15 protein-coding genes and 2 tRNA genes are annotated in these 19,205 nt (G+C 52.3%); 1 reads left to right on the top strand and 16 read right to left on the bottom strand.

The features are described 5' to 3' along the window. Positions 1–29: 29 nt before the first annotated feature. The 14 genes from rlmB to EA58_RS16625 form a co-directional block, all read right to left on the bottom strand. Complete coding sequence (gene rlmB, locus EA58_RS16690) at positions 30–767, bottom strand: 23S rRNA (guanosine(2251)-2'-O)-methyltransferase RlmB (RefSeq protein ID WP_036755415.1); 738 nt, start codon at positions 765–767, stop codon at positions 30–32. Further along, positions 767–3,310, bottom strand: coding sequence for a ribonuclease R (gene rnr / locus EA58_RS16685; protein WP_036755412.1), 2,544 nt, complete (start codon positions 3,308–3,310; stop codon positions 767–769). The genes rlmB and rnr overlap by 1 nt, the downstream gene beginning before the upstream one ends. 258 nt (positions 3,311–3,568) lie before the next feature. Next, positions 3,569–4,195: a flagellar protein MotX gene (motX, locus tag EA58_RS16680; RefSeq protein WP_036755410.1), complete on the bottom strand. Its 627-nt coding sequence runs from the start codon at positions 4,193–4,195 to the stop codon at positions 3,569–3,571. Between the two features lie 190 nt (positions 4,196–4,385). Further along, entirely contained in the window at positions 4,386–5,684 is a 1,299-nt protein-coding gene (locus EA58_RS16675; RefSeq protein ID WP_036755407.1) for an adenylosuccinate synthase, read from the bottom strand. A gap of 122 nt (positions 5,685–5,806) precedes the next feature. Then, complete coding sequence (locus EA58_RS16670) at positions 5,807–5,998, bottom strand: DUF2065 domain-containing protein (protein WP_036755404.1); 192 nt, start codon at positions 5,996–5,998, stop codon at positions 5,807–5,809. An 89-nt stretch (positions 5,999–6,087) separates the two neighbouring features. Further along, a complete protein-coding gene (hflC, locus tag EA58_RS16665) occupies positions 6,088–7,086 on the bottom strand; it encodes a protease modulator HflC (RefSeq protein ID WP_036755623.1) in 999 nt (332 codons plus the stop codon). A gap of 2 nt (positions 7,087–7,088) precedes the next feature. Next, positions 7,089–8,243 (bottom strand): FtsH protease activity modulator HflK, encoded by a 1,155-nt coding sequence (gene hflK, locus EA58_RS16660; protein ID WP_036755401.1) that lies wholly within the window; start codon positions 8,241–8,243, stop codon positions 7,089–7,091. A gap of 55 nt (positions 8,244–8,298) precedes the next feature. Further along, on the bottom strand, positions 8,299–9,588 hold the full coding sequence (gene hflX / locus EA58_RS16655; protein ID WP_036755398.1) for a ribosome rescue GTPase HflX: 1,290 nt from the start codon (positions 9,586–9,588) through the stop codon (positions 8,299–8,301). Positions 9,589–9,613: 25 nt separating this feature from the next. Further along, on the bottom strand, positions 9,614–9,880 hold the full coding sequence (hfq, locus tag EA58_RS16650; RefSeq protein ID WP_036755395.1) for an RNA chaperone Hfq: 267 nt from the start codon (positions 9,878–9,880) through the stop codon (positions 9,614–9,616). An 86-nt stretch (positions 9,881–9,966) separates the two neighbouring features. Continuing rightward, complete coding sequence (miaA, locus tag EA58_RS16645) at positions 9,967–10,902, bottom strand: tRNA (adenosine(37)-N6)-dimethylallyltransferase MiaA (protein ID WP_036755392.1); 936 nt, start codon at positions 10,900–10,902, stop codon at positions 9,967–9,969. After that, entirely contained in the window at positions 10,895–13,012 is a 2,118-nt protein-coding gene (gene mutL / locus EA58_RS16640) for a DNA mismatch repair endonuclease MutL (protein ID WP_036755389.1), read from the bottom strand. Before mutL ends, miaA begins: the two co-directional genes overlap by 8 nt. A gap of 14 nt (positions 13,013–13,026) precedes the next feature. Next, positions 13,027–14,724 carry an N-acetylmuramoyl-L-alanine amidase gene (locus tag EA58_RS16635; protein ID WP_036755387.1) on the bottom strand — a complete coding sequence of 566 codons (1,698 nt, stop codon included), beginning with the start codon at positions 14,722–14,724 and terminating at the stop codon, positions 13,027–13,029. Between the two features lie 4 nt (positions 14,725–14,728). Continuing rightward, complete coding sequence (gene tsaE / locus EA58_RS16630) at positions 14,729–15,193, bottom strand: tRNA (adenosine(37)-N6)-threonylcarbamoyltransferase complex ATPase subunit type 1 TsaE (RefSeq protein ID WP_036755385.1); 465 nt, start codon at positions 15,191–15,193, stop codon at positions 14,729–14,731. Positions 15,194–15,207: 14 nt separating this feature from the next. Continuing rightward, positions 15,208–16,713 carry a bifunctional ADP-dependent NAD(P)H-hydrate dehydratase/NAD(P)H-hydrate epimerase gene (locus EA58_RS16625; RefSeq protein WP_051642167.1) on the bottom strand — a complete coding sequence of 502 codons (1,506 nt, stop codon included), beginning with the start codon at positions 16,711–16,713 and terminating at the stop codon, positions 15,208–15,210. 188 nt (positions 16,714–16,901) lie between these two features. Here EA58_RS16625 and queG point away from each other — a divergent pair, with 188 nt between their 5' ends. Continuing rightward, positions 16,902–18,035, top strand: coding sequence for a tRNA epoxyqueuosine(34) reductase QueG (queG, locus tag EA58_RS16620; protein WP_036755383.1), 1,134 nt, complete (start codon positions 16,902–16,904; stop codon positions 18,033–18,035). Positions 18,036–18,950: 915 nt separating this feature from the next. Here queG and EA58_RS16615 read toward each other — a convergent pair. Both EA58_RS16615 and EA58_RS21615 read right to left on the bottom strand, forming a co-directional pair. Then, a tRNA-Gly gene (locus tag EA58_RS16615) sits at positions 18,951–19,026 on the bottom strand. A 40-nt stretch (positions 19,027–19,066) separates the two neighbouring features. Beyond that, positions 19,067–19,155 (bottom strand) — tRNA-Gly (locus tag EA58_RS21615). Between the last annotated feature and the right edge of the window lie 50 nt (positions 19,156–19,205).

Below are 19,205 nucleotides of genomic sequence, written 5' to 3'. Positions count from 1 at the left end.
TCAATGCCTGGGTATTCGCTGTGGGTTTATTATCCCTGACGCTGACGCACCGCCTCAAACAGGCAGATGCCGGTCGCAACCGAAACATTCAGACTGGAAACAGAGCCAGCCATCGGAATCTTAATCAGATCGTCACAAGTCTCACGGGTCAGACGACGCATGCCTTCCCCTTCTGCACCCATCACAATGGCCAGTGGCCCGGTCAGTTTGCTTTGATACAGGTCATGTGTGGCTTCACCGGCAGTCCCGACAACCCACACACCTTTTTCCTGTAGTGCACGCAGGGTACGGGCTAAATTTGTCACCCGGATCAGTGGCACGACTTCTGCAGCGCCGCAGGCAACTTTAGAAGCAGTGGCATTAAGCTGTGCTGCCCGATCCTTCGGCACAATCACGGCGGCAACGCCGGCCGCATCTGCATTACGCAGGCAGGCGCCGAGATTATGCGGATCGGTCACGCCGTCCAGCACCAGCAGTAATGGGTTCTCACTCTGAGAGACAATGTCATCCAGATCGTTTTCATTGTACTGTTTACCCGGTTTGACCCGCGCCACAATCCCCTGATGACTGCCACCATCGGCTTTATCATCCAGCGCCTTTCGACCTGACTGCTGAATAGTCACACCCAGACGTTGCAGCTCATTGAGCAGCGGCAGCAAACGCTCGTCCTGACGCCCTTTCAGCACAAAGACTTCAATGAAACGTGCCGGGTCGGAACCCAGCACTGCGCTCACGGCATGAATGCCGAAAATCATATCATTACGCATTATTTTTTCTTCTTCGCCGCTCGTTCTTTCTTACCGGCCCGCTGTTTACGCGCTTTGACCGATTTCTTCTTTGCCTTATCTTTTTTCTTGGCTTTCTTGTCTTGCTTGCCTTCGTCACCGTCCGGCCGCGGCACCTTACCCGATTTCAGTTGCTGACGCACGGAAGAACGTTCTTTTTTCGATTCTGCTTTGTGCTCTTGCTGGGCTTCACCATTTTCCACCCGGAACACTTTCAGACTCTGGCGTTGCAGACCTTCCGCTTTGCGCATTCGCTGCTGCTTTTCACGGGTCTGAGCCGTCTTCCCTTTCCGGCGCACCTGACGACCACCACCGACTAACTCAAAGTCAATCTGACGGTCATTGAGGTTGATCGCTGCCACTTTCACCTTCACGGCATCACCAAGGCGATAAATCTTGCCGGAAGCATCCCCAATCAGCCGCTGCCCGATCGGATCATACTGGTAGTAGTCGTTGTCCAGATTTGAGATATGTACCAGACCGTCAATATTCAACTCGTTGAGGCGGACAAAGAAACCAAAGCCAGTGACATTGGCAATCACGCCATCAAACTCATCACCGACATGATCCTGCATGTATTCACACTTGAGCCAGTCTGCCACATCACGGGTCGCATCATCGGCACGGCGCTCGGTCATCGAACACTGTTCGCCCAACACATCCATATCATCGAAGGAATAGTGGTAGCCACCTGTAGGAGTCCAGCGATCGGTATTCGTACCGTTCTCTTTCGCAATCAAATACTTGAGAGCACGGTGCAGTGCCAGATCCGGATAACGTCGAATCGGTGAGGTAAAGTGCGCATAGGAATTCAGCGCCAAACCAAAGTGACCAATGTTATCTGCCTGATAAACAGCCTGCTTCATGGAACGCAGCAGCATGGTCTGAATAAGTTCTTTATCGGGACGATTCTGAATCGCCGCAGCCAGATGCGCATAATCACTCGGCGCAGGCTCCAGCCCACCGGTCAGGTTCAGACCCAGTTCACCCAGGAAATCCCGGAAGCCAGTCAGACGTTCTTCCCCGGGGGTATCATGCACCCGGTACAAAGCAGGTTCTTTGGCTTTTTCCACCAGCTTGGCCGAAGCAACATTTGCCATGATCATACATTCTTCGATGATCTTATGAGCATCGTTCCGCTCCGCCGGCACAATGCGATCGATCTTCCGATCAGCATTGAAGATGAACTGGGTTTCCACGGTCTCAAACTCAATGGCACCCCGCTCTTCCCGAGCCTGTTTCAGTACTTTGTACATTTTGTACAGCTCTTCCAGATGCGGGACCAGTGGCGCATAGCGCTCACGCAGAGGTTCATCCCCGTCCAGCATCTTGCTGACTTTGGTGTACGTCAGACGGGCATGAGAGTTCATGACCGCTTCATAGTGTTTGTAACCCGACAGCTTACCCGCGGCTGAGATGGTCATTTCGCAGACCATACACAGACGATCAACCTGTGGGTTCAATGAGCACAGACCATTCGACAGTACTTCAGGCAGCATCGGAATGACCTGAGACGGGAAGTAAACCGAGTTCCCGCGTTGAATCGCTTCTTTGTCTAATGCAGAATCCGGACGCACATAATAGCTGACATCCGCAATCGCAACCCACAGACGCCAGCCACCAGATTTCTTCTTCTCACAGTAAACCGCATCATCAAAGTCACGGGCGTCTTCGCCGTCAATCGTGACCAGCGGCAAGTCACGCAGGTCAACCCGACCTTTTTTGGCTTCTTCCGGCACTTCTTCGCTCAGTGACGAAGTCTGCTTCTCGACCTCTTCCGGCCAGACATGCGGAATATCATAGGTGCGCAGTGCAATTTCAATTTCCATGCCCGGCGCCATGTTCTCGCCCAGCACTTCAACAATCTTACCCACCGCATTGTACTGACGTGTGGCCCGCTGGGTGATTTCCACCACCACCACATTGCCCATCCGGGCACCCAAACGGGCATCCTGCGGGATCACGATATCCTGCGCAATGCGCGAGTCATCCGGCACCACAAAACCCATGCCGTCTTCAATAAAATAGCGACCAACGATCTGGCCACTGTATTCCTGCAGCACGCGGACAATCCGCCCTTCACGGCGGCCGCGCTTATCCACACCTGCGACCTGAACCAGCACATAGTCACCGTGGATCACACCACGCATCTGATGCGGTGGCAGCAGCAAGTCATCCTGGCGAGCCATGCCGCTACCCTCTGGGCGCAGGAATCCGAAGCCATCTTTATGACCAATCACATGGCCTTTGATCAGATCCAGCCGTTCCGGCAAGGCATAGCACTGACGGCGGGTATACACCAGCTGGCCGTCACGTTCCATGGCCCGCAGGCGGCGACGCAACCCTTCGTACTGGTCTTCACCGGCCAGTTTCAGAGCTGTAAACAGCTGATCACGATTCACAGGGGTGCTGAAGCCACGGATGACTTCTAAAATCAATTCACGGCTGGGGATGGGATTTTCGTAATTCTGAGCTTCCCGCTCGCGGAAAGGATCGACAGGTAAATCAGTTGTACCTTTGGACATAAAATAATCCGTATTGGCAGCTAATGAACCTAAGTATATAACTGCCATCAAAAATTAGTGGGGAGCAGGTCAAGTTCCGCTCCAATCAATGAAAACTTTCAGTGCGTGTAAATCAGTCGCTTGCACGCATTATCTGTGCAGTTGCCTGACATTTGGCAACCTTGGCTACGCGACAAAACAGAGGCCGCTCAGAACACATTCTAAGCGCTCACTGACTGAAAAGATACCGCGGCCCCAAAATCGCCGCGATCAGAAGGATTACCAGAAACTCTCGCGGCGTTTGGCGCGGGCAACCACATTGGATGGCATACGCTGTTCTAAATCGTAGCGTAACTTGGTGATCTTACGGTGAGTTTGACGATCAGCCGTTGCAGACTGATAGAGCCAGCGGTAGGCATCTTCATAATCCAGCGGACTGCCGTAATTCTGGATCAGTAACTCTGCCAACTCAATACGGGCGGCCAGATGACCCATCGCTGCGGCTTCACGCAGATAAGGAATGGCACGTTCTCTGTCCTGTTGCACCAATGTGCCTTTGGCATAATAACGGCCAAGTTGTTCCAGTGCCGACGGTAGCCCTTGCCGCGCAGCCGATTCCATATAATACAGCCCCTGCTCCACGTCGCGTTTCACACAGACGCCCCAGGCCAGCATATCACCATAGAGAAACTGATAGGCGGGCGACTCCACCCGCTCAGCACGGGCTTCAATATCCTGCACCAGCTGGCAGTCATCCGCTTTCACGCGCTGCAACTGCTGATTGTCGTCAAACAGATGGATCAGTTCCGCCTCTGAATACAGAGGGACAGCTTCACCAACATCTGTTATGGCGCTTACTGGCAAGGACACCAATAAAGCTGAAAATACGGTTGCACGCAGAACCATTCCGCTCTCTCTTTTGATCGACACTTCATACAACAAAGCCAGTTTCTCCTGAATCAACCTCAGGTGGAAACGCAGCGTATGAAATCTATCGGCAGTGATAACTCAGACTTTAGCCAAAATTTGCGAAAGCGAAAAACAAAAAGCCAACCTTACGGCTGGCTTTTGAGCATCAGTTCAATTCACCGGGGCATTAGCCTGCGTACGGGTGAACCTTGATGATGGTTTCGTTACGGTCTGGGCCAGTTGAAATCAGGTCAATTGGCACACCAGTCAGCGCTTCCAGACGCGCAATGTAGTTCAGCGCGGCCTGAGGCAGCTCTTCCAGAGATTTCACACCAAAGGTGTTCTCTGTCCAGCCTGGCATCGTTTCGTAGATTGGCTCGACACTTTCAAACGCATCTGCAGCCATTGGTGAAACAGTCAGGATCTTGCCGTCTGGCATTTTGTAGCCAGTACAGATCTTGATTTCTTCCAGACCGTCCAGCACATCCAGCTTGGTCAGACAGAAGCCAGACACAGAGTTGATTTGTACTGCACGACGCATTGCAACGGCATCGAACCAGCCACAACGACGTTTACGACCAGTGGTTGCACCAAACTCGTTGCCTTTCACGCCCAGGTGCTCACCGATAGCATCATCCAGTTCCGTTGGGAAAGGACCCGCACCGACACGAGTACAGTACGCTTTCGCGATACCCAGGATGTAACCCAGGTGACGAGGACCGAAACCAGAACCAGCCGCAACACCGCCAGCAGTCGTGTTTGAAGAGGTGACATACGGGTATGTACCGTGGTCGATGTCCAGCAGCGTGCCTTGTGCACCTTCGAACATGATTTTGTCGCCACGCTGACGAGCGTCATCCAGTTCCTGAGTCACATCAATGACCATCGCAGTCAGGATATCCGCCTGAGCCATTACACTTTCCAGCACTTCTTCGTAGCTGACAGGTTCAGCGTTGTAGTAATGCTCCAGCTGGAAGTTATGGTAAGCCATGACTTCTTTCAGTTTCTCAGCAAACGTCGCCTTATCGAACAGGTCACCCACGCGCAGACCGCGACGAGCAACTTTATCTTCATAAGCAGGACCGATACCACGACCCGTCGTACCAATGGCTTTTTTGCCACGAGCCAGTTCACGCGCCTGATCCAGAGCAATATGATATGGAAGAATAAGTGGACAAGCTTCTGACAGGAATAAACGCTCACGAACTGGAATACCACGGGCTTCCAGCGGTTCCATTTCTTTCAGCAGCGCATCAGGAGAAAGGACAACACCGTTACCGATAATGCATTTCACGTTTTCACGCAGAATGCCTGAAGGGATTAAGTGCAGGACAGTTTTCTCACCGTCAATGACAAGGGTATGACCCGCGTTGTGGCCACCCTGGTAGCGAACCACATACTGTGCATCTTCAGTTAGCAGATCAACGATCTTGCCCTTACCTTCGTCACCCCACTGGGTGCCGAGAACGACTACATTGTTTGCCATCTTTCTTCATCTATCAGTTGTTAAAAATGGATTCTAGCACCTTACAAATTTGCTTGCAGTCATTTTTTGACCATGAGCCAGAAATTCCTAAGGCAAGCTTCACGATTACCTCAGGTTGAGATTTACAGCCGATTGAACATGATATAGGCAATAACACCACCGGCGACGACTAAACAGCCACCAATCCGACGTAAAGTTTGATCATTCTGACGGCTCAACTGACTCACCATCTCCCGCCAGCCCCTGGGGGCCAGCATCGGTCCCAGTCCTTCCAGAATCAGAACCAACCCGACTGCCAACCAGAATACTTTCATGCTTTTTCTCCTGAGCGGAATTTCTCTCAATTTCAGACAAAAAAAAAGACAAGGCAATTGCCTTGTCTTTTTGTCAGCATCGAACCGTCTTAGTTCACGCTGTTGGATTCCTTCATGTACTTGAAGAATTCACTGTTCGGATCCACGACCAGAATGTCCTGCTTCGAGCTAAAGCTATTTTCATAGGCTTTCAGAGAACGCAGGAAGTTATAGAACTCTGGATCTTTGTTGAACGCCGTCGCGTAAATATCTGCTGCTTTCGCATCAGCATCACCACGTTGAATACGGGCAACCCGTTCAGCATCCGAGATGATCTTGGCCACTTCCAGCTCAGACTGCGCACGAATCACTTCCGCTTTCTCACGGCCCTGAGAACGGTGCTTACGGGCAACCGACTCACGCTCAGCACGCATCCGGCGATAAATTGACTCGCTGATCTCATCTGGCAGGTTGATCTTCTTCATCCGGAAGTCGACAACTTCGATCCCTAAGTCACGGGCACTGATCTGAGTTTCCGCCAGAACATCAGCCATGATTTTGTCACGCTGGCCTTCCAGCTCTTTCTTCGGTGCGACTTCTTCGACGATTTCAGAAGCAATCGCGACACTTTTATCTTCTTCAGGCACAGCGCCTTCATCGACGTTATTGCCGCGATCCGGGCCAGACACAATTTGCTTGATCTCTTTCGAACCAATCTGTGCACGCAGGCTATCCACCACTTTACGCTTCAGCAGACCTTCAGCCGTCGAGGTATTGCCACCGCCGGTTGCCAGGTAGTACTGACCAAAGTCCTGAATACGCCACTTCACGTAAGTGTCGATAATCACGTCTTTTTTCTCAGACGTCACAAAACGGTCCGCCTGGTCATCCATGGTCTGGATACGGGCATCCAGCGTACGCACACGGTCAAACACCGGGACTTTAAAGTGCAAGCCAGGTTCATAAACCTGCGCCATATTGGTTGTGTCATCTTTAATGATTCGACCAAAACGAACCACAATGCCACGCTCGCCCTCTTTCACCACGAAGATAGACATCAACACCACAGCGATGAGAATCACCACGAGCGGGATCATTAACTTACGCATCATTAATATCTCCCCTGACGACCCGTATCAGCACGTGGTGCCGGAGAAGATGAAGAAGTATCTTCAGACTTCTCTAGCTCAATGCCATAGGTACTGGATGGACTGGCCTGCTTCTTGGTTTGCTCTGTCTGATTCATCAGCTTATCCAGAGGCAGGTACAGCAGATTGCTGCCTGACTTTGAATCCACCATCACTTTACTGGTATTACCGTAAACACGTTCCATGGTTTCCAGATACAGACGGTTTCGGGTGACTTCTTTCGCCGCATGGTATTCAGGCAGCAGTTTCTCAAACTGAGCCACCTCACCCAATGCACCGTTCACGACACGCTCCGTGTAACCTTCTGCTTCTTTCTTCAGACGCTCAGCACGACCTGTCGCTTTCGGCAGAATGTCGTTGCTGTAAGCTTCCGCTTCACGAACAAAACGTTCTTCATCCTCACGCGCCGCAATTGCATCATCGAACGCATCCTTCACCGCTTCCGGCGGACGTGCAGACTGGAAGTTCACATCCACAACCAGAATACCCATGTCGTACGTTTCGATAATCTTATCGATATCTGTTTGAGTATTGGCACGAATCGTCTGACGACCACGCGTCAGCGCTTCATCCATCGTGGAGTCACCAATAACCGCACGCAGAGCTGAATCCGTGGCCTGACGCAGACTGTCGTCCGCATTGGTCACGCTGAACAGATATTTCTGCGCATCAGACACCTTGTACTGAACTTCCATTTCAACTTTCAGGACGTTTTCATCTTTCGTCAGCATGAGTCCGGAACTGCGCAGAGAACGAATCGCCTGCACATTCACCAGCTCAACATCATCAATGAAAGTCGGTTTCCAGTTCAGACCCGGATCAACCATTTCATAGAATTTACCAAACCGCAGTACTACACCACGCTCAGCTTCGCCGACGGTATAAAAACCAGAAAATCCCCAAATCGCAGCAGCGATAGCGGCAATCACCCCAAGACCGACGGCACTACCGCCACCTGAAGGTCCTCGCTTGTTCCCAAAAATACCACCAAACTTACGACTCAGTTTTGCAAACACTTCATCGAGATCAGGCGGCCCTTGATCCCGGCCACCACGATTCTTGTTCCCCCAAGGGTCCTGATCGCGGCCACCGTTGTTTCCAGGCTCATTCCACGCCATTATAGAACTCCATCAATATGATATGACGACAGTTTTTTATTACTCTAGCAGTCCATCAGGCAAGGATAAAGTCATCCAGCCCCTGCTCTTCTCTTTTTTGCAACCTTGCCCAGTCCGTCATGGGCAGACGGACATCCAGTAGCAGGCTGCCATCTTGCTCATACTCTTCCCGAACAATCGCTCCCAGCTGATAGAACTTGCTGCGGATACGCCCGCTGACTGCCGGCGGCAAACGTAGTGTGTGCATCACCATCGTTCCAGCCAAGCGTTCTGTTAGTGCCGTGAAGAGAAGATCAATCCCCAGTCTTTCCCGGGCAGACACCCAGACTCGACGTGGAATCCCATCTTCATCGCGTTCAATCCGCGGTTCAGCGTCTTCCAGGTTATCGATCTTATTCATGACAACCAGAACAGGAACGTCACTGGCCTCAATCTCTTCCAGCACAGCATTGACCGCATCAATATTTTCACGGTAACGCTCATCACTGGCATCCACCACATGCAACAACAAGGTCGCTTCCTGCGTTTCTTTGAGTGTGGCTTTAAATGCAGCCACCAAGTCATGCGGCAAATGGCGGATAAAACCCACCGTATCTGCCAGAATGCTTGTGCCGACATCTTCCACTTCAATTTTTCGCAGGGTCGGATCCAATGTCGCAAACAGTTGATCCGCAGCGTACACCTCAGCATTCGTCACCTGATTAAACAGCGTCGATTTACCGGCGTTGGTATAGCCCACCAGCGAAATCGTCGGAATATCCGCCCGGCTTCTGGCTCGTCGCCCCTGATCACGCTGCTTGGAAACTTTATCCAGACGACGTAGGATCGCTTTGATCCGTTCCCGCAACAAACGACGGTCCGTTTCAAGCTGAGTTTCCCCCGGACCGCGCAGACCAATCCCCCCTTTTTGTCGTTCAAGGTGAGTCCAGCCTCGGATCAAGCGGGTAGAAATATGACGTAGCTGCGCCAGCTCGACTTGCAGCTTCCCTTCATGGGTTCGCGCACGCTGAGCAAAGATGTCCAGGATCAATCCGGTTCTGTCCAGAACCCGGCATTTGCACAACCGTTCCAGGTTTCGCTCCTGGGCAGGTGAGAGTGAATGGTTAAAAATGACGATCTCGGCCCCTTCGGCTCTGACCGCATCGGCAATTTCCTGTGCTTTACCTTCTCCCACGTAATACTTAGGGTGGGGAGCCTGTCGGCTGCCTGTAATCACACGCAGCGTGTTGACTCCCGCCGAGGAGACCAGCATTTCGAACTCGCTGAGATCTTCCCACTCCCCTTCTTGCGTGAAGTTGATATGAACAAGAATTGCCTGTTCACCGGCTTCATAACGGTCAAACAAGCAATCAACTCCTTATCGAAGAATCTTATTCTTCTGTTTTTTCCTGGCCACGTTCGGACGCCTGACGCTCACCAGAATGGTGATGATTCACCGGACGTGCCGGTACGACAGTAGAAATGGCGTGCTTATAAACCATTTGGTTGACTGTGTTTTTCAGCAGGATCACGAACTGGTCAAATGACTCAATCTGGCCCTGAAGCTTAATACCATTGACCAAGTAAATCGAAACCGGGATTCTTTCACGACGCAGCGCATTCAAAAACGGGTCTTGTAGAGATTGCCCCTTAGCCATTCTTTCTTTTCCTTATTTGATTGTAGTTGTATGTTTCAATGAACAAAATTAACAATACGCAAAGCAGGGATGAGTATACACGTTAATCAAACCTCACGGCTAACGGAGTTTGTGACTGTTTGTAACGCATTCTCTACATCACTGCTATCCAACCAAGTCAAATCTTTCCAGCTGCGAAGCCAGGTGATTTGCCGCTTGGCTAACTGACGGGTTGCACAGATACCACGATAAATCGCTTCATCCAGCGTGCAATTGCCATCAAAATAATCCCACATCTGACGGTAACCTACACAGCGAACAGAAGGAAGATCCGGGTGCAGATCCCCTCGCTCATACAGCGCTCGAACTTCCTGTTCAAAGCCTGCTTTGATCATTTTGTCAAAACGCTGCTCGATCCTCTGATGCAGAATAGCCCTATCCTTGGGTGTTATCGCAAATTGGTGAACCTGATAAGGTAATGTTTCCCCCTGCGTTTGGGTCAACTCAGTTAAAGTTTTACCTGAAATTCGGAAAACTTCCAATGCCCGCGACAAGCGTTGGGGATCATTTGGATGGATCCGTGTCGCAGAGACAGGATCAATCCGTTGCAATTCCTCATGCAGAGACAGCCATCCCCGTTCTCTGGCCTGTTGCTCAATTTCAGCACGAATGGCCGGGTCTGCCGCTGGTAGCGGCGAAAGCCCCTCCAACAGTGCCTTGTAATAGAGCATCGTGCCGCCCACCAATAATGGTATGCGACCAGCATTGACAATATCTGCCATTTCTTTGAGGGCATCTTCACGAAAATCCGCCGCAGAATAACTTTGAGACGGATCACGGATATCAAGCAAACGATGTGGGGCCTGTGCCAGCTCATCCGCATCCGGCTTAGCGGTTCCGATATCCATACCCCGGTAAATCAGGGCTGAATCCACACTGATCAGCTCGACGGGTAGCTGCTGACGCAGACGAATGGCCAGATCTGTTTTGCCTGAAGCTGTCGGCCCCATCAGAAAAATGGCCTGAGGAAGAGTTTTAGTCATGTTGAAATGCTTCTAAAGCCGGCTGCAGGTCTACCGGACGCAGCAACCGGGAATCATAAGTTTCCAGGGCATCGCCCCAAAGCTGTTCGAGTTCACCCAGTAAGGTGATGGCCTGAGACAAGCTGAATTTGTCACTGCCAGCCGCCAGTTTAACCGATAACCACGCCAACAGGGCTTCCCAGTATTCACTTTCACTTCGCTGGTCACCCGCTTCAGACAAAACATTCAGTTGTTCCAGCAAGGCTGGGATCACCGCTTGCAGATTCTGTTGACGCAGCGGCTGGCTCACAGCCAGAATCACCAGCTTGTCCTGTCCTTTGCCTCTCAGTTGAATCCCCAGCTGATTCAGAACAGCACGATGCTGCTCCGCACTTCGGAACAACGCAGGGGTTGCCGGAATCGCCAGCGGGATCAGCAATGGCTGTGGTTTGAGGCCGTCTTTGCAGGCAAAGCGCAACTGGCCTTGAACTCTCAACCGTTCCGCTTCTTCCAGCGACAGCAATGCGACACCGTCTCCATGAGTGACCAGCAGATAGCGCCCGGCAATCACAGACAATGCCTTGCCTAATCCCTGTTCCGGCTGGGAGTTCAGTACCGGACCACGTTGCACCGGGCCACGCTGGACTGGCGCCGGTGCCTCCCGCCAGGCATTCCCACTCGTAACTGACGGTGCAGGCTCAGAGACTGGCTTTGGCTGATCCGATGATGAGGGAACCTGTGCCGGCGTCTGCATCAGTGCCTGATAAGCCGCAACTTCTGCTTTCGACGGTGATTCGTTGCCAAACTGACGCGGGGACGTGCTGCGGCTGCTGGCCGGACGTGGAGCCGAAGCAGCCATATCACGCGATGTACGGTGTTCCCGACTGGCTGCGTCACGACCCGTTTTCTCTTGTTCGGCTGGCTGACTTGCTGCCGCGGTCTGCTCGAACCACGTTTCGGCTGGTGCCTGACGCGGGTAAGCCGGCGTGTTGGCAATTGCATCCAGTGCATCAGACGCGGGGGGCTGCAAGTCGGTATTCTGAGACGGAGCATTGACCGCAGGTACAGGCTCTTCGACCTGATAAGACCGGGCAGACGCCCGTTCCGGTGCGGTGTAAATATCACTTTCCACAACCGTCTGTTGCAAGGCACTTTGTACGCCCTGATAAATAAAATCATGGACCAGCCGGGCATGATGAAAGCGCACCTCATGCTTGGCTGGGTGGACGTTGACATCAACCTGATGGGGATCGACCTCAATGAAAAGCACATAGGCTGCATACTGCTCCGGAGCTAATGCACCTTCAAAAGCCTGACGAATCGCATGATTGATCAGCTTATCTTTCATCATCCGGCCATTCACATAGCAGTACTGCAAGTCGTTCTGAGCCCTCGCCCCCTGCGGGGTACAGATCCAGCCAGACAATCGTAAATCCCCATGCCCCAGCTCCAGCGAGACAGCATGCTGCAGAAAACCCTGACCACAGACGGCCGCCAGACGGCGCTCTTTCTGCGCCTGAGTCTCCGACGCACGGTACTGTCGGATCAGTTTTCCGTTATGGCGCAGCAGAATACTGACATCAAACCGACTGAGTGCAATGCGCTTGAGTAATTCATCAATATGGGCAAATTCGGTTTTCTCGGTCCGCAGGAACTTCCGGCGGGCCGGGGTGTTGAAAAACAGATCCAGCACCTCCAGCGTCGTTCCCACCGGGTGAGCGGCTGGCTTGAGCTGCACCTGCATGTCCCGGCCTTCCGCATACGCAGACCAGGCTTCCGGCTGTGATTCAGTCCGTGATGTTAAGGTCAATCGCGACACCGAGCTAATACTGGCCAGCGCCTCGCCCCGAAAACCAAGGCTTGCAATGGCTTCCAGATCATCCAGCGTCGAAATTTTAGACGTCGCATGGCGACTCAGCGCCAGTTCCAATTCATCTTTTGGGATCCCCTGACCGTTATCACGGATCCGAATCGTCCGGCTGCCACCTTTGTCGATATCGATTTCAATTTTGGTCGCACCGGCATCCAGACTATTTTCCACCAGCTCTTTCACAACTGACGCGGGTCGTTCAACCACTTCACCGGCGGCGATCTGGTTCGCCAGTCTGGCGGGTAATATCTGAATCGGCATAATCAGACCTGCAATTAACTGCTTGGAATCTTGAGTTTCTGGCCCACAGCCAATGTATCTGAACGGAGCTGGTTCACTTCGCGGATACGATTGATGCTGACCCCATAGTGAGCAGCAATCTTGCCCAGGAACTCGCCCCGGCGCACTGTGTGCTCCACCACCTGACGCTGTACCGGAATCACGAGTTTCTGGCCTATCGCCAGCTCATCTGAGCGTAGCTTGTTGGCCTGACGGATGCTGTCTACCGGCACATTGTACTGGCCGGCAATCTTACCCAAAAATTCGCCCCGCCGCACGGTATGCATCACATTGCTTTTAACAAGAGAGACAGCCCCTGAGGCCGGATGCCCAGCGGCAGTTTTTACCGCCGGGATCCGCAAGATCTGGCCCACTTTGACCACGCTGGATGACAACTGGTTCATCTGACGTATCGCTTCAACTGACGTCCCGTATCGACTCGCGATCACACTCAGTGATTCCCCATTGGCGACCTTATGCTTAATCCCATGCTTCCGGGCAGCAAACAAAGTCCCTTCGGGGGGCTTGTCATCGAAATAGGCCAACACACCTTTATAGACGGCTTCAGAGATCTTGTTCTGATGACTGCGGCTGTTCAGCAACCGCTCTTCCTTCGGATTGGTGATAAAGCCGGTTTCCACCAGCAGTGAAGGAATGTCCGGTGATTTCAGCACCGCCAGACTGGCATGCTCAGGTTTTGACTTATGTAACTGAGTCACCTTCGCCAGTTCCCGCAGCACCCGGCTGGCAACATCGTAGCCCTCTTTCTGGGAATGACTGAACTGCAAGTCCAGCACAGCCATGCTCAAATACTGATCATCCTGTCCGCCCGACAGCACATCCCCGCCACCCAGGAGTTCCGACTGCTTCTCATGTTGTTCCAGCCAGCGGCCGATTTCTGTATTCGCACGACGGGTATTCAGAACCCAAACCGATGCACCACGAGGCTGCGGTTGATGGAAACCATCGGCATGAATCGAAACCAGCAGGTGTGCTTTATTCTTCCGGGCAATTTCCGAGCGCTTATTCAGATTGACAAAGTAGTCACCGCGTCGAGTGAGTACGGCCTTCATGCCGGGGGTCGCATTAATGCGATCAGCGACTTTCCTGGCAATATTCAGGGTGACATTTTTTTCATACTTGCGGCTCGGACCAATCGAGCCCGGGTCTTCCCCCCCATGCCCGGCATCGATCGCCACGATGATATCGTCCGAGCCATAGGGCAAATGGATACTCTTGATGACCTGAGACGTGGATTTGTTCTGTGTCGGTTTGACCTTGTCCGGCTGAGCAGCGTGCGGCAAATCCAACACCAGACGGTGGCTATAGTGACCATCTGGCGTGGGTGCCAGTTTAAAAATCTTTGGGGAGGTGGTCGTCCGGGTTTCAAAAACCAGCCGGTAGGTACCTTTCTCCGGCGGGCTGCTGCTTCGGATTTTTTTCAGCACGTCACTGTCTTTCACCAGGACAGGTAAAGCGGTTTTCAGTGAAGTCGCTTTCAAATCTACAACCAGGCGATCCGGCTTGGTCAGTGTGAAATAGGTGAAAGTCGGCTCTTCCTCCATGTCCAACACCACCCGGGTTTCATCCGGGGCTGGCCATACACGAATCCCTTCAATTTCATTCGCCAGCACAGCGGTGCTGCAAAGCCCAGCGAACAGAACCAACAAAGAAAAACTTCTGCGCCAACCCATGAACTCAACTCTGCTCCAGTTTCTGAATTAACGCCATGCCATACCCGTTATTGGCCGTGACTTCGACCTGACGATGCTGATCGACATAACGCAGCTCAACATCCAGATCAGGCGGAGGAAGTAAACCAGTGCCTTTCTCCGGCCATTCCACAAGACAAATGGCATCTGTGGTGAAATAGTCACGGATGCCCATAAACTCCAGTTCTTCCGGATCAGCCAAACGGTAAAGATCGAAATGATAGACCTGCCAGGGGGGCAGCTCGTAAGGTTCAACCAGGGTGTACGTCGGACTTTTCACATTCCCCTGATGACCCAAGGCACGAATGAAACCACGACAAAATGTGGTCTTTCCGGCTCCCAAATCGCCATGGAGGTAAATCGTGGTTTGTCGTTCACAGGCCTGCGCCAGCTGTTGACCAAAAGAAACGGTTGCCGCTTCGTCGGCCAACATTAATTTCAAAGTCTGCATTGTTGTCGTTGTCTTTATCTTAGATTTATCAATTGTCGAATATACGCAAAGAGATCACCGGCCAGCAAGCCCCGTTCTCCTACTTCTGCAGCCAGATCCGCCGCACGACTGTGGACCCACACGCCCACCCGGGCCGCCTGTGACAATGTCAGCCCCTGTGCCAGTAAGCCTCCAATCAACCCGACAAGCACATCGCCCATTCCGCCTGTGGCCATGCCCGGGTTCCCGGCTAGGCAAACCATATGCCGATGACCATCAAATACCACAGTGCCGGCACCTTTCAAAACGACCACACCACCATAACGATGTTGCAGTAACTCAGCGGCAGCAAAACGATCGGCTTCCACCTCAGCCACGGATACATTTAATAATCGGGCTGCCTCCCCTGGATGAGGCGTCAAAATTCGGTTCTTTTTATAGTCTGGCGAACGGGCCAATAAGTTCAATCCATCGGCATCAAGCACCAGCGCCTGTTCATCACTCAGTGTATTCAGCTGACAATACAGTGCCTGCCCCCAGGCATTCTGCCCCAGCCCCGGCCCCATCACAATCACATTGGCCCAGCGCATCCGTTCAGACAGTATCCGGCCAGACTCGTCTGAATCCTGCTGCCAGCTCTGAGCCATTATCTCAGGCCGGGCGGTCAGAATTGCCAGCACATTGTCAGCATGTGTGGTGGCAGCGGTCAGACCGGCACCACTGCGGGCGCTGGCTTCCGAGGCCAGGCGAATCGCACCGCCCATCCCCTGATTCCCTCCCACACACAGAACCCGGCCATTGCTGCCCTTGTGAGCCGTTCGAGCTCTGGGCGGTAACAGGTCTTGAATCTCAGACGACTGAATAATGCTGACTTCAGATTGCACGGCCTGTTTCAGAGCTGTCTCGGCGCCCAGACCGGCAAAAATCAGCTCTCCCCGGTACTGTGCAGCCTGTCCGGTCAGCAATCCCCGTTTCACACCAATCAAAGTCACCGTCTGATGTGCCTGAACCGTTTCGCCCAGACAGCGACCGGTATCGGCACAGAGACCCGAGGGAATATCCACAGCCACCACCGGCTTTCCGGTCACATTAATGGTGCCGATCAATGCCGCTGCATCAGGCCGGACTGCACCACTCAGGCCAGTTCCGAGCAACGCATCCACAATCACCTCGGTTTCGGCCGGTATCATCGTCTGAGGAGATTGAATGATCCCGCCACAAGCCAACCATGCATCCCTTGCCGTAGCCGCATCCCCCTGCAAGCGGGCTGCATCACCGAGCTGCCAAAGCGTCACTCGCAAGCCATGCAACCTTGCCAGACGTGCCACAATATAACCATCGCCACCATTGTTCCCTCCGCCACAGCACACCAGCAGATGACGCACTGTCGGATAAGTACTGCGGAGATGCTCATACACCGCCGTCCCGGCACTTTCCATCAGCTGATACATGGGCCACCCCAATTGTCGTGCAGCCGCCTGTTCTCCCTGACGGACCTGCGCGGCACGAAAAGCGATCTGCGGTAAGCGCTGATGTGTCATCTCAATGGTTTCCCGGTGATTATCTGTTGAAAGGGACACGCCATCTCAGACGTATACTCTAAAATAGTGCCGAAAAGCGCAAAAAGGCACAACGACCGGTGCGTTATTTTTCACCACTCCGAATTATTTTTCCCGGTCCGAACTGTGCTACACTCCGGCCCCCGATTTATCCATCAGACGGCATCACCATGACCCTCGACTTCCAGCAACTGGCCAGCGATATCAAACAATGGGGCAAAGCGCTCGGTTTTCAGCATGTTGGGATCTGCGATGTAGACCTGTCGAAGCATGAAGCACAGCTCCAACGCTGGCTGGATGCCGGATACCATGGTGAGATGGACTGGATGGCCCGTCATGGCATGATGCGCGCCCGCCCTGCCGAACTACTGCCGGGGACCGTCCGGGTGATCAGTGTGCGAATGAATTATCTGCCACCGGAAGCCGGATTTGCCCAAACCCTGAAACAACCTCATCAAGCCTACATCAGCCGGTATGCGCTGGGCCGTGACTATCACAAACTGGTCCGCAACCGCCTCAAACAGCTTGGGCAGAAAATTGAACAGGCCGTAGGAAGCTTTGGTTACCGGCCTTTCGTTGATTCCGCCCCGATCCTGGAACGACCATTAGCGGAAAAAGCAGGATTAGGCTGGACTGGCAAACATTCATTAATTCTCAGTGAAGATGCTGGTTCCTGGTTTTTTCTTGGCGAACTGCTGATTGATCTACCATTGCCAGTCGATGGCCCCGTTGAGAATCAATGCGGGAAATGTGTCGCCTGTATGACCAGTTGCCCAACTCAGGCCATTGTGGCCGAAGGGGTGATTGATGCGCGTCGTTGTATCTCTTACCTGACCATTGAGCTGGATGGCGTCATCCCTGAAGAATTTCGTGAGGCTATGGGCAACCGGATTTACGGTTGTGATGACTGCCAGTTAGTCTGCCCCTATAACCGGGCAGCAGATGTCACAAGCGAGCAGGACTACCATTGCCGGCCACAACTTTATCAGCAAGACTTGCTTACCCTGTTCCAATGGGATGAGGCGACATTTCAGAAACAGACTGAAGGCTCAGCCATCCGGCGTATCGGCCATATCAAGTGGCTCCGAAACCTCAGCGTCGCAATTGGCAATGCACCTTACGACCCGTCGCTACTTGACGCACTCATTGAACGCAAAGGATTGGACAGCATGCTGGATGAACATCTTGACTGGGCCATTACTCGCCAGCAGGAGAAACGTGCGGCCGCCAGCGTCGATATTCTGCCGAACAAAACCAAACGCCTGATCCGCATTGTAGAGAAAGGCCTCCCTCGCGACGCCTAATCTTCAACGAACTCCGCACTTGCCTCAGGGAGAGTCACGGGCTACAAAACGCGATCCTGATCAGCCTTTCTTGTATGTGGAAAACAATTTCATTTGCACCATTTTGGTTCTGAACACTGGTTATTAAGCACAACCCACCAGCAATCCCTAAAATAATGTTATTCACTATGATCATTATATGATCAGGCTGTTTACAACCTAGGAATGAGACAATAAAAACCCAATAAAAACAACATATTGCCATGTTGATGGATTTCTACATCTCTTGGGATAATGGGGATATCTTTAGAAGTACACAGAGTTATACACAAGAAGACAGCACATGTAATCAACCAACTTACCCACAGGCTAAAAGATGTGGATAAGTCTGTGCATCATACTATGCAACGAAACGATCGGGATGTGTTTGCAGCAATCCTCTAAGCAAAAATACTGCTCAGATTCAGTGCACTGGATTTTGAGTCGTGATCAAAGCAGCTGGATAGCCCAGGCATTCTCTTGCTTTGATTTTCATCATTGATGGTCGCCAATACTTCTCAGTATGGGAGTACAGAGCATCTTCTTCTCAGACAAAAAAAACAACCTTACGGCTGCTTTCACTGATTTCGGATGATGTTGATTAATGCTCATAAATACTGTCATGAGCTGAGGTGGCCTGGACATTGTCCTGTTGAACCTCACGAGGCAAAGTTCAACTGGCCTCAAAGACTATTACTTCACAGTAATGGTTTTGATTCTACAGATTTGAATTACTCAAACTGAGAGTATCCTATCACCTAGGAAATTTGGAGCGACACACGAGGTTCCTGATCTTCAAGGAGCTAGCGTGACCTCAATCTTGACAAGCTGCGCTTATCCAACTGAGTGAGTGTCGCATCTCTTTTCATCGTCAGGCACGATGACAGCCTTTTAATTTGGAGCGACACACGAGGTTCGAACTCGTGACCTCAACCTTGGCAAGGTTGCGCTCTACCAACTGAGCTAGTGTCGCATCTCTTTTCATCGTCAGGCACGATGACAGCTTTTCAATTTGGAGCGACACACGAGGTTCCTGATCTTCAAGGAGCTAGCGTGACCTCAATCTTGGCAAGCTGCGCTTATCCAACTGAGCTAGTGTCGCATCTCTTTTCATCGTCAGGCACGATGACAACCTTTTAATTTGGAGCGACA

Origin of the sequence: Photobacterium galatheae (genome assembly GCF_000695255.1) — a bacterium.
Classification (GTDB): Bacteria; Pseudomonadota; Gammaproteobacteria; order Enterobacterales; family Vibrionaceae; genus Photobacterium; species Photobacterium galatheae.
Note: the sequence above shows the minus strand (reverse complement) of the source record. Positions and strands in the feature narration are given on the sequence as shown.

Excerpts from the sequence above, each read along its gene's own strand:
- EA58_RS16675 (WP_036755407.1), bottom strand. The coding sequence starts at position 5,684 with ATGGCAAACAATGTAGTCGTTCTCGGCACCCAGTGGGGTGACGAAGGT.
- mutL (WP_036755389.1), bottom strand. The coding sequence starts at position 13,012 with ATGCCGATTCAGATATTACCCGCCAGACTGGCGAACCAGATCGCCGCC.
- miaA (WP_036755392.1), bottom strand. The coding sequence starts at position 10,902 with ATGACTAAAACTCTTCCTCAGGCCATTTTTCTGATGGGGCCGACAGCT.
- rnr (WP_036755412.1), bottom strand. The coding sequence starts at position 3,310 with ATGTCCAAAGGTACAACTGATTTACCTGTCGATCCTTTCCGCGAGCGG.
- hflK (WP_036755401.1), bottom strand. The coding sequence starts at position 8,243 with ATGGCGTGGAATGAGCCTGGAAACAACGGTGGCCGCGATCAGGACCCT.
- hflC (WP_036755623.1), bottom strand. The coding sequence starts at position 7,086 with ATGCGTAAGTTAATGATCCCGCTCGTGGTGATTCTCATCGCTGTGGTG.
- tsaE (WP_036755385.1), bottom strand. The coding sequence starts at position 15,193 with ATGCAGACTTTGAAATTAATGTTGGCCGACGAAGCGGCAACCGTTTCT.
- rlmB (WP_036755415.1), bottom strand. The coding sequence starts at position 767 with ATGCGTAATGATATGATTTTCGGCATTCATGCCGTGAGCGCAGTGCTG.
- EA58_RS16635 (WP_036755387.1), bottom strand. The coding sequence starts at position 14,724 with ATGGGTTGGCGCAGAAGTTTTTCTTTGTTGGTTCTGTTCGCTGGGCTT.
- queG (WP_036755383.1), top strand. The coding sequence starts at position 16,902 with ATGACCCTCGACTTCCAGCAACTGGCCAGCGATATCAAACAATGGGGC.
- EA58_RS16670 (WP_036755404.1), bottom strand. The coding sequence starts at position 5,998 with ATGAAAGTATTCTGGTTGGCAGTCGGGTTGGTTCTGATTCTGGAAGGA.
- EA58_RS16625 (WP_051642167.1), bottom strand. The coding sequence starts at position 16,713 with ATGACACATCAGCGCTTACCGCAGATCGCTTTTCGTGCCGCGCAGGTC.
- motX (WP_036755410.1), bottom strand. The coding sequence starts at position 4,195 with ATGGTTCTGCGTGCAACCGTATTTTCAGCTTTATTGGTGTCCTTGCCA.
- hfq (WP_036755395.1), bottom strand. The coding sequence starts at position 9,880 with ATGGCTAAGGGGCAATCTCTACAAGACCCGTTTTTGAATGCGCTGCGT.